Below are 9,622 nucleotides of genomic sequence, written 5' to 3' on the forward strand. Positions count from 1 at the left end.
AAACGTGGAAACCGAACCTTCGTGAGGCCTCTGAATCGGCGCGCCACAAGGATGATTGTGCTATCGTTGCTGAAGCGATCACCACGTCCCGACTTACCCAGGACTTACCCCGATGAAACGGCTGCCTGAGGCCATCAAGAAGCGGATCGTTGAGCATCTGGCCTGCTTCCAGACGCCGGCTGACGTGGTGGATCTGATTGCCGGGGAGTTCGGCGTCACTCTTACCCCGCGGCACGTGCGCGCCTACGATCCTGCCTCGTTCCAGTTCGCCGCCTCGCCGCGATGGCTCGAGTATCATGCCGCGGTCCGCGAGCGGTATCGGGAGGAGATGGGGAAGGTGGCCATCGCGCATCGGACATATCGACTGGACCAGTTGCAGCGAACGATAGACGCCGCGAGGGACGTGTTGGCCGAAGGCGGCGACGGCTGGCTTGATGCATGCGAGCAGATCCGCAAGGCTGTCGAGACCGCAGCCAAAGAGGTCGGCGACGTCTACGTGAAGTTTCCCAATAGGACATATTGATCGGCAGTCTGTCCTGACCTGACACTTTGGCCTGATTTGACAAATCGGCAATCTGTGATAACTTTCTCAACGTCGAGGTATCCCCTCGGCGCTTTCCGAAAATAGAAACCGCAAACGTGAACCCGAGCCTCGAGCTCTGCCGGTTTACCACCTGCGGCGCAAAGGCCCGGCGTCTGATGGAGACTGCCGATGTACCCCCCTGCGCCTCACCACGCGCAAAGCCAATTCTCGCCCTGGCAGGCACCGCTCGACACGCCACCGACCGGCCAGCGCCATGTCTCGGACGCCACGATGAGCGAGGCGGACATGGCCTTCCACCAGAAGCGCGGGGCCGAGACGGATATCCGGGAGCTGATCTGGCAGTGCCGTGACCGCTACTGCTTCGCGCACGAGCTGATCAAACCCCACGCCGTGCTGCCCGATCGCCTGTTCGACCGCGACATGCTCGACCTCGGCCTGCTCTACCTCCCGTGGTCCGAGCTCTGCTCGGCCTGGCGCAGGGCCTTCTTCGACCCGCAGATGTGCCTGCTCGAAGACCAGCGCACCCGCGAGATCCGGCGCTGGCGGACCTTCGTGGAGGACGAGGTCTTCGCACGCTTCCTCAGGCATCCCGACTGGGTCCGCTGCGTGCTCGAGACCGCCAACCTCATCCCGTTGCGCAGGCCCGACTACGAACTCTTCGTCGGCGATCTGTTCGACGACATCATCCAGGACGTGAAAGAAAGGAGTGACCATGACGATGACGATCATGACTGACACCGCCCGGCTGCTCGAGGCCGCCAGCTTCGCCGCCGACAGGCACCGCGACCAGCGCCGCAAGGACGTGGACGCGACGCCCTACATCAACCACCCGCTCGACGTGGCCCGCATCCTTGCCGATGCGGGAGTAAGTGACGTCGAAGTGCTAATGGCGGCAATCCTGCATGACACCATCGAGGACACCAAGACCACTGCCGAGGAGCTGACTGAGCGCTTTGGGGAGCGGGTCTGCAGCCTCGTTCTAGAGGTGACCGACGACAAGAACTTACCTAAGCTCGAGCGCAAGCGGCTGCAGGTGCTCAAGGCTTCGACCAAGTCGGCCGATGCCAAGCAGATCAAAATGGCAGACAAAATCTCGAACCTGCGAGATCTCAAGACCCCTCCGGTCGGCTGGAGCGAGGCGCGCGTGGGTGCCTACATTCAGTTCGCCGAAATGGTCGCGGGCGGATGCGTGGGGGTGAACCCGGCGCTCGATCGAATGTTCGACGACGCGCGGATGGCCCTTAGCTAAGGAGGCGCATCTTGGGTGCATCGGTAACCATGGGCCATGTCCCGGAGCTGCGACGACCGCAGAACCACGTTACCGTGGCCTAAACCGAGAGTGCATTGCCGTTAGGATAAGTCGACTCAGCAACTCGCTTATTGGGGAGCGGATTAGGGAACTATCCCCGTCTGGGGAAATTCTCTTTTGTTTTCATGGAGTGGTGGCGGAGACGGAGGGATTCGAACCCTCGGTACCCTGATAGAGTACGGTTCCTTAGCAGGGAACTGGTTTCAGCCACTCACCCACGTCTCCGGGCAACTGCAGGGCTGCGAGTTGCGCGCTATAGTGGCCCGAACGGCCAGCGGCAAGGTAGGTTTAGCGAAAAAGCCTGATCGTTGGCCAGTGTGGCAGGCAGGTGGCGTCATTCGGTGCCTGTTCAGGCTGGGCAGCGTAGTAGCCAACGCCTCGTCGCAATTCCGATTCGCCCCGACGATGCGGGATTGCGGACATAATCAAATCGGACTCTTTGTCGTCTGCGCAAAGGCGCAGGTCGAAGCGAAAGGCAGCAACATGGCCGGGATCATCGGACAGCTCTCCGGATGGCGTTCGTCGATCCGGTCAAAGGCGTTGGGCATGCTGGTGGCACTCGCCTTGGCCGCTCCTGCCGCCGCGCAGCAACTGGAAAGCTTCGATCCCGATCAAGCCTATGATGCCCCGCAAGCGTCCGACGCGTCCGGCAGCATCGATGGCGATCTCATGGTGTCAGAAGCCCAGCCACCTGCCGTCGATTCGCAGGCATCGTCATCTTTCGAGCAGGATTTCGGCGGCGTGACAGCCGATCCGGCGCAGCAAACTCCCGAAGCCGTTGACTCCGAGGTTGCCCCAGCCACCGCAGACATGGGCGCCACCTATGGCGAGGACGATCTGATCGGTGCAGCCGAGGGCGTGTTCGGCAAGGGCGCCGAAGGCCTTGCCCGGATGATCGAGGATCTGCTCGAAAAGCAGGGCAAGCCCAATGCCTACATTGTCGGGCGCGAGGCGGGCGGCGCGTTCATCGTCGGCGCGCGCTACGGTTCGGGCACGCTGCATCACAAGATCGAGGGAGAGAAGAAAGTCTACTGGACAGGCCCCTCGATCGGGTTCGACGCTGGTGCCAACGCTGCCAACACCTTCGTCTTGGTCTACAACCTCTATGATACCGAGGATCTCTACAAGCGCTTCCCGGCAGGCGAGGGGCAGGCCTATTTTATCGGAGGGCTCCATGCGAGCTACCTGCGCTGGGGCGATGTGGTGCTGATTCCGATCCGCATGGGCGCGGGGATCAGGCTGGGGGTCAATGCCGGCTACATGAAGTTTTCCAAGAAGCAGCGCTGGCTGCCTTTCTGACAATTGCACGAAAACCCGGTTGCGATGCACGCGCCTGCGCGCCATTGCCCAGACCATGATGCTAGACCGACTCAGTCCGCAGGCGCCTGACGCGCTCCTCGCCCTTATTCGTCTCCATGATGCCGATCCGCGCGACGACAAGATCGACCTCGGCGTTGGCGTCTACCGGACAGAGGACGGCAACACGCCCGTATTTGCTGCGGTCAAGGCCGCCGAACAGCGGCTGGTCCAGGAGCAGGACAGCAAGTCCTATCTCGGTCCGGAAGGCGACATGGGCTTCGTCAATGCGCTGATGCCCCATATCTTCGGCGCAGATCCGACAATGGGTGGGCGCATTTCCGGCATGCAGACGCCGGGCGGAACCGGGGCAGTGCGGCTGGCGCTGGCGCTGGCGCAGAAGGCGGGCGTGAAGCGCGTCCACATGGGCGTACCGAGCTGGCCCAACCATGCCCAGATCCTTGCTGATCTGGGGCTGGAACTGGTGCCTTTCGATCATGCCAGCCCCGATGGAACCGCAAATCTCGAAGCCGTGCTCGACGCAATCGTCAACGCGGGCGTTGAAGATGCGGTGCTGCTCCACGGCTGCTGTCACAATCCGACGGGGATCGATTATACCGCCGATCAATGGGAGCAGATCGCTGAGGCCTTGGCCCAAAGCGGCACCTTTCCGATCATCGATTCCGCCTATCAGGGTCTGGGGCAGGGGCTGGAAGCGGACGCGGCGGGTCTGCGCTCGGTGCTGGCCAAGGTGCCCGAAGCCTTCATCGCCTATAGCTGCGACAAGAACTTCGGCCAGTATCGTGACCGGGTCGGTGCCTTCTACATTCTCGGCCAGGATTCTAAGGCGCTCGAAACAGCTTTCAGCAATGCCAATGCGCTGGCGCGTGCATGCTGGTCTATGCCGCCTGATCACGGCGGCGCTGTGGTCCGGCTCATCCTGCGCGATCCCGAATTGACGGCCATGTGGATGGCGGAGCTTGATGACATGCGCGGACGTATGCGCGGGGTGCGTGATGCATTGGCGGCGGCGGGCAGCGCGGGCCGGATCGACCTCACGCCGCTCGGTACTCAGAACGGGCTGTTTGCGATGCTTCCCGTAACCAAAGAGGAAGTCGCGCAGCTGCGCGAGGGACACGGCATCTACATGGCTGCGTCGGGCCGCATCAACATCGCCGGACTGACGATGGGTAACCTGCCGAAGTTCATCGCTGCCCTGGCGGCGGTGGCACATTAGGGAGGACGCCATGCTTGACCGCCAGCCGGTGCTGGAGGGCGAGCATGTTCTGTTGCGTCCCTTGCGCCCCGAGGACCGGGAGGCGCTTTACGCGGTTGCTTCAGACCCGCTGATCTGGGAGCAGCACCCGGCACATGACCGCTGGCGCGAACCGGTGTTCCGCGTCTTCTTCGATGACGCGCTGGCGGGCAAGGGGGCCTTGATCGCGATCGAAAAGGCGGACGGCGCCGTGATCGGTTCTTCGCGCTTTCAGGGCCTCGATGCGGCCGACGGTGGATCGGTCGAGATCGGCTGGACGTTTCTGGCGCGCTCGCACTGGGGCGGCACCTTCAACCACGACATGAAGCGCCTGATGCTTGCCCACGCCCTCGCGAGCGTGGCCGAATGCCGCTTTCTGGTGGGCGAGAGCAACGCCCGCTCGCGCCGGGCGCTGGAGAACATTGGCGCGCGTCTGACCGACCGGCGCGAGGAGCGGATCATGGCCGGTGGCGCGGTGATTGCGCACGTCACCTATGTCGTGACGCGGGAAGATTTCGCCGCCGGCCCGCTGATGCGCTGAACGCGGCATCGCTTGACAAACTTGACACCCTGTCAAGCGAGAGGTCTTCCGGAAAATCGATGAATTGCAATTGGTTGTGATACGATTGCGATCGCTTGTCACCGGGGGTGAGGGGCCTTTCCAGGCGTCACAGGCCCGCCCGAAGCAATTCCGGGTCAGGCGGCACCATCCCGGTTGCGCCGATGGGGGAGATCACGATGCGAAGGAGCATCCCCCGGTTACCACCCCGCCCCCGTGTAGGAAATGCGCCGACGGCAGGTTTCGGGATGATGTGCGATGCTTCGCCATGACCGGAACTGGGTGTTTGGCGGATGGTCTGGTTTTGCGCTTCAATGGATTGAAATCTAGAGCAGTTTTGTCGCGGTTTTTGATCGTTGCTGCGGCCCCAATTACGGGGCTTGTGAAACGGCAAGGTCCAGCACCCTTCATGCAACAATAACCGAAATCGATACCGGCTTGTTCCGGGTGCCGCATTGACAAACAAAACTGCACAATGCCTAATCGATCCGGGTCGCGCCGCAAATCCAAGGGGGGAAATTCGATGAGCGGCGCAAGTAGTGCGCAGGTTCGGCCTGAACGAATTGAATTTGTCGACGCTCTCCGAGGCTTCGCTTTGTTCGGCCTTCTAATGGTGCATGCGGCGGAGGCATTTAGCGTTGGCCTTTCGCGAGGGACTGACGATCCGTGGGGGCAGGCAATTTTCTTCCTCTTCGGCAGCAAGGCCTTCGCGATATTCGCGCTGCTTTTCGGGTTCAGCTTCGCAACAATCATGGGCAACCAGCGCGGACGCGGTGTCGATTTCACGGGCCGTTTCGCCTGGCGACTGTTGCTCCTCATGGCAATCGGGTTCATTCACTCGCTGCTGTATGCGTCTGAGATACTCCGGTTACTCGCGTTTCTGGGTCTTCTGCTCATTCCGCTGGACAGAGTTCGCAGCAATTACGCACTGCTGGCAATTTCAGGCCTGTTTTTCCTGCAGATTCCGCTGCTTGTCCAATGGATGCTGGCCAATTGGGGCAATGCCTTTGCCGCCTCGGAGCCCTATTTTGCCAGCTCTTACCTATGGGATACCCTCAGGAACGGCAGCTTGGGAGAAATCATCAAGGCGAATGCGACAGAGGGCAATCTGGTCAAGTGGTCGATAAACTGGTCGTTCGGCAGGGTAAGCGAGATTGCCGGACTGTTTGCCATAGGTGTGATCTTTCAGCGAACCGGTTTCTTCGCCCGCATTGCGAAAGATCGGGGGATTGCATTGGCACTGCTTGTTATTGGCGGCGCCATCTTCGCGATCCTTGAATTCATCGTAAAGCCGATGGTGCCCGGATCACCAACAGGGCCGGAGTTTGCGATCGGACCCTTTACCGAGCGCGCAATCTTGTTCCAGTGGATAGGAATCAGCGCAATAGCAGCGCAAATCGGACTGCTGGCGCTCCTGTGGAATTCGCCAGCGCAACGGCTCGTTGGCCTATTCAGGGGCCCCGGACGCATGACTCTCACGCTTTATGTCGCGCATTCATTTGTCGCCGTTCCCGTCTTGTATCAATTCGGTCTGGGAATGGCCCAGGTGTGGGATACGCAAACGCGAATCTTGCTCGCAATCGCCTTTTTCGGACTGCAAATCCTGTTCGCGCATTGGTGGTATGCCCGATACCGCTATGGCCCGCTGGAATGGACCTGGCGCGCGGCGACACTGAACGACTGGAAAGTGCCGCTGCGCAAGAATGTCCAGCCAGCTTGAAAAGGCAATCTGCGGGGACTGGAAGTTTCAGCTGTCACCCTAAGCCAGGACGCATCAGAATTTAGCGAACTGGATCCGCTTTGGGGTGCGCTACAAATCGGTCAAATGCTCGATATGGGGTCGTTTTCAGAACGGCAGCTTTCGGAGCGATCGGTCAGGTTCCGGCCGTTTATGTCACCGCATTGCGGCGAGGCCCTGCATGCGCTTGAGATAGCGCGCCAGCACGTCGATCTCGAGGTTGACCTTGTCCCCCTCTGCCAGGCTTCCCAGGGTAGTAACCTCTGCGGTGTGGGGGATGATGTTCAGCAGGAAATCGCAGCTTCCGTCGGCACGGTCACGCACATTGTTGACGGTCAGCGACACGCCGTTGACGGTGATCGAGCCCTTTTCGGCGATGAACGGGGCCATTTCCGCCCTTGCGCGGATCGCGACCTGCCAGCTTCCGCCTTCCTGGCGGACCATTACCGCTTCGCCCACGGAATCGACATGTCCGGTGACAATATGGCCGCCCAGTTCGTCCCCGAGCCTGAGCGAGGGTTCGAGATTGAGCTTGGCGCCCGGCTCCCACATCTCCGGCACGGTGCGGCTGACCGTCTCGCCCGATACATCGACATCGAACCACGCATCGCCCGCCTCGCCGCCGCGCTCGACCACGGTAAGGCATACGCCCGAACAGGCTATCGAGGCACCGATATCGATCCGCGCCGGGTCCAGGGGTGCGGCGATCCGCAGCCGTAGATCGCCGCGCTGTTCGGCGCGGGCGATGGTCCCGATGGCGGTGACGATCCCGGTGAACATGTTCCTGCGTCCTTTTCAGTTCCGGCAGCGCAGATAGGCTTCGAAGCTGTCGCTGCCAAGCTGCCGTCGTTCGGCAAGCTGCCAGCGGTCATGCGCTTCCGCCAGGTTGGCGAGGCCAAGCGCGCCGAGGCTACGGCGGCCGTCACCGATGAGGATCGGGGCGCGGTAGAGGTGGAGTTCGTCGACGAGATCGGCCACGAGAAAGGCTGCCGCCGCTTCCGCTCCGCCTTCAACGTAAAGATATTGGACGCCTTCCAGCTCCGCGATGGCTTGCGGCGAACTGATCGCGGTGAAGTCTTTCGCCGGTGCAGGGCCGCGGGTCAGCACAAGTTTTTGCGGCGAGCGGTGCTCCAGTCCAGGGAGGCGCACGTCGAGCGATGGCTTGTCCGCGCGCCATGTTCCGCCCCCCACCAGTATCGCATCCGCCTGCGCGCGGCGCGAGTGGACATGCGCGCGCCCTGTCTCGCCGGTGATCCAGCGACTGCTCCCGTCAGCCATGGCGATGCAACCATCAAGCGACATGGCGAGTTTCAGCGTCACCCACGGCCTGTGCATGCGCTGGCGGGTAAGGAAACCGGCAAGACTGGCCGCCGAGGCGGGGTCGTCCAGCAAGGTTGTCGCTATGCCCGCCGCTTCAAGCCGTGCGATACCCGCGCCGCTGGTGCGCGGGTCGGGATCATGCTGGCCCACCACCACCCGGGCGGGCCGGGCAGCCACTATCAGGTCGGCGCAGGCGGGTCCGCGTTCCGAGCGATGCGCGCACGGCTCCAGCGTGACATAGAGTGTCGCCTCGGCCAGCACTTGCGGGGCAAGCCCTGCCAGCGCCTCTGCCTCGGCATGAGGGCGACCCCCTGGACGGGTCCAGCCGCGGGCGATGATCCGGCCCTGATATACCACCAGCGCGGCAACGCCGGGGTTGGGGCGGCTCAGCGGCCGCGCCCGCATGGCCAGCCGCGCTGCGGCCGCCATCCAGTCGCTGTCTGCCAGGAGCGCGAGCGTGCCTATGGCAGCGGGCTTTCGCTTGCGGGCGTTATTGGCTTTCGTACCTGCCCCGGCAATTCCTCTCGCCGCTTTGCCTCGGCAGCTTCCTCTGCCGCGCGTTCGGCCTCAGCCTTGCGCTCGATTTCCTCGACATCCATCCCAGTTGCCGCACCGAGCGCCTTGTAGAGTTCGCGCTTGCGCTCGGCGATACGTGCCTCCTCGGCCTCGCGCAGCTCCTTCACTTCCTGGTTGGCGCGGTTGGAATCGATGATCTCCGCCTCGGTGCGAGCCGGATCGAAAGTGGTGATATAGGTTACCTTGGGTCTTTCCGGCTCGCCGTAGACCGTCGTGCCCATGGCCCAGTAAAGGATCCCCGCAACAGGCATCACCGAAAGCGCGAGGATCGGCCAGCGATAGGGATTGGGGCGCCGGATCTCGTTCCAGAAATCGGCAAAGCCGGGGACAGGATTGAAGCGCGAATTGGAAAGCATGGCGGCAATATAGGGTGCACGGGAGGTTAAGGCAAAGGGGGCGGGGCCTCAGCCGAATGCGGCGTAGAGCCCGCGACCATGATCCTTCAGCCAGCGGTCGGCGGCAGTGATGTCGTGTTCGTAAATGCGTTCCAGAAGGCCGTGGAACGCCGGGCTGTGATCGAAATGGACGAGATGGGCGACCTCGTGCGCCACAACAGAGCGGCGGACGAAATCCGGCGCCTGGATCAGCCGCCAGTTGATGCGGATGCGGCGTTTGTCGGAGCACGAACCCCAGCGCCGCTGCGCACGTGTCAGCCCGACCGGCACCGGATCCAGTCCGGCTGCATGGCAATAATCGTGCATGTCGCCTTCGCAATGGCGCAAAGCCTCGGCTTCCAGCCAGCGACGCAGGCGGCCTTCCAGTCCTGCTTGCGGGCCGCCGACCTGCAATGTCGCGCCCTCGATAACCGGCGATCGGGGCGCACGCGCCTGCCATTCCAGTCGCAGCATTTCGCCGCGGTAGCGGATCTCGCCGCCCGGTTCCGGAACAGCACGTTGGGGCAGGCGGGCAAGCTGGCCTTCGAGCCAGCTGCTGCGCGCATGGGCAAAGGCGATCGCCTCGTTGCTTTCCGCCCACGCGGGCAGGGTGATGCGCACCTCGCTGCCGTCGGGCGCGAGCCGCAATGT

The 9,622-nt window shown here is 62.5% G+C and carries 11 protein-coding genes and 1 tRNA gene; 7 read left to right on the plus strand and 5 right to left on the minus strand.

Translation table 11 applies throughout. From position 1 onward, the window contains the following. Positions 1-112 precede the first annotated feature (112 nt). The 3 genes from I603_RS10605 to I603_RS10615 all read left to right on the plus strand — a co-directional run bounded on the left by I603_RS10605 (position 113) and on the right by I603_RS10615 (position 1,793). Positions 113-523: a DUF2280 domain-containing protein gene (locus tag I603_RS10605; RefSeq protein ID WP_068864879.1), complete on the plus strand. Its 411-nt coding sequence runs from the start codon at positions 113-115 to the stop codon at positions 521-523. 189 nt (positions 524-712) lie between these two features. Then, positions 713-1,279: a hypothetical protein gene (locus I603_RS10610; RefSeq protein WP_068864882.1), complete on the plus strand. Its 567-nt coding sequence runs from the start codon at positions 713-715 to the stop codon at positions 1,277-1,279. Further along, a complete protein-coding gene (locus I603_RS10615; protein ID WP_084440056.1) occupies positions 1,257-1,793 on the plus strand; it encodes an HD domain-containing protein in 537 nt (178 codons plus the stop codon). Before I603_RS10610 ends, I603_RS10615 begins: the two co-directional genes overlap by 23 nt. A 194-nt stretch (positions 1,794-1,987) precedes the next feature. On the opposite strand, the gene I603_RS10620 is transcribed toward I603_RS10615, so the two are convergent. After that, positions 1,988-2,078 (minus strand) — tRNA-Ser (locus I603_RS10620). Between the two features lie 258 nt (positions 2,079-2,336). Here I603_RS10620 and I603_RS10625 point away from each other — a divergent pair. The 4 genes from I603_RS10625 to I603_RS10640 all read left to right on the plus strand — a co-directional run bounded on the left by I603_RS10625 (position 2,337) and on the right by I603_RS10640 (position 6,683). After that, positions 2,337-3,152: a DUF1134 domain-containing protein gene (locus I603_RS10625; RefSeq protein ID WP_068864901.1), complete on the plus strand. Its 816-nt coding sequence runs from the start codon at positions 2,337-2,339 to the stop codon at positions 3,150-3,152. A gap of 58 nt (positions 3,153-3,210) precedes the next feature. Further along, positions 3,211-4,386: an amino acid aminotransferase gene (locus I603_RS10630; protein ID WP_068864903.1), complete on the plus strand. Its 1,176-nt coding sequence runs from the start codon at positions 3,211-3,213 to the stop codon at positions 4,384-4,386. Between the two features lie 10 nt (positions 4,387-4,396). Continuing rightward, positions 4,397-4,945: a GNAT family N-acetyltransferase gene (locus I603_RS10635; protein WP_068864885.1), complete on the plus strand. Its 549-nt coding sequence runs from the start codon at positions 4,397-4,399 to the stop codon at positions 4,943-4,945. 541 nt (positions 4,946-5,486) lie between these two features. Next, positions 5,487-6,683 (plus strand): DUF418 domain-containing protein, encoded by a 1,197-nt coding sequence (locus I603_RS10640; RefSeq protein ID WP_158093645.1) that lies wholly within the window; start codon positions 5,487-5,489, stop codon positions 6,681-6,683. A gap of 174 nt (positions 6,684-6,857) precedes the next feature. Here the strand turns inward: I603_RS10640 and I603_RS10645 are convergent, their stop codons facing one another. The 4 genes from I603_RS10645 to I603_RS10660 form a co-directional block, all read right to left on the minus strand. Further along, on the minus strand, positions 6,858-7,481 hold the full coding sequence (locus I603_RS10645) for a riboflavin synthase (RefSeq protein WP_068864889.1): 624 nt from the start codon (positions 7,479-7,481) through the stop codon (positions 6,858-6,860). A gap of 15 nt (positions 7,482-7,496) precedes the next feature. Continuing rightward, a complete protein-coding gene (gene ribD / locus I603_RS10650; RefSeq protein ID WP_068864891.1) occupies positions 7,497-8,450 on the minus strand; it encodes a bifunctional diaminohydroxyphosphoribosylaminopyrimidine deaminase/5-amino-6-(5-phosphoribosylamino)uracil reductase RibD in 954 nt (317 codons plus the stop codon). A 32-nt stretch (positions 8,451-8,482) separates the two neighbouring features. Next, on the minus strand, positions 8,483-8,953 hold the full coding sequence (locus tag I603_RS10655) for a hypothetical protein (RefSeq protein WP_068864893.1): 471 nt from the start codon (positions 8,951-8,953) through the stop codon (positions 8,483-8,485). Positions 8,954-9,001: 48 nt separating this feature from the next. Beyond that, positions 9,002-9,622: M48 family metallopeptidase (locus tag I603_RS10660; RefSeq protein WP_068864905.1), on the minus strand; the 621-nt coding region annotated here is incomplete at its 5' end.

It is taken from the genome of Erythrobacter dokdonensis DSW-74 (assembly GCF_001677335.1).
Classification (GTDB): Bacteria; Pseudomonadota; Alphaproteobacteria; order Sphingomonadales; family Sphingomonadaceae; genus Erythrobacter; species Erythrobacter dokdonensis.

Excerpts from the sequence above, each read along its gene's own strand:
- I603_RS10645 (WP_068864889.1), bottom strand. The coding sequence starts at position 7,481 with ATGTTCACCGGGATCGTCACCGCCATCGGGACCATCGCCCGCGCCGAA.
- I603_RS10610 (WP_068864882.1), top strand. The coding sequence starts at position 713 with ATGTACCCCCCTGCGCCTCACCACGCGCAAAGCCAATTCTCGCCCTGG.
- I603_RS10655 (WP_068864893.1), bottom strand. The coding sequence starts at position 8,953 with ATGCTTTCCAATTCGCGCTTCAATCCTGTCCCCGGCTTTGCCGATTTC.
- I603_RS10635 (WP_068864885.1), top strand. The coding sequence starts at position 4,397 with ATGCTTGACCGCCAGCCGGTGCTGGAGGGCGAGCATGTTCTGTTGCGT.
- I603_RS10630 (WP_068864903.1), top strand. The coding sequence starts at position 3,211 with ATGCTAGACCGACTCAGTCCGCAGGCGCCTGACGCGCTCCTCGCCCTT.
- I603_RS10615 (WP_084440056.1), top strand. The coding sequence starts at position 1,257 with ATGACGATGACGATCATGACTGACACCGCCCGGCTGCTCGAGGCCGCC.
- ribD (WP_068864891.1), bottom strand. The coding sequence starts at position 8,450 with ATGGCGGCCGCAGCGCGGCTGGCCATGCGGGCGCGGCCGCTGAGCCGC.
- I603_RS10605 (WP_068864879.1), top strand. The coding sequence starts at position 113 with ATGAAACGGCTGCCTGAGGCCATCAAGAAGCGGATCGTTGAGCATCTG.
- I603_RS10625 (WP_068864901.1), top strand. The coding sequence starts at position 2,337 with ATGGCCGGGATCATCGGACAGCTCTCCGGATGGCGTTCGTCGATCCGG.
- I603_RS10640 (WP_158093645.1), top strand. The coding sequence starts at position 5,487 with ATGAGCGGCGCAAGTAGTGCGCAGGTTCGGCCTGAACGAATTGAATTT.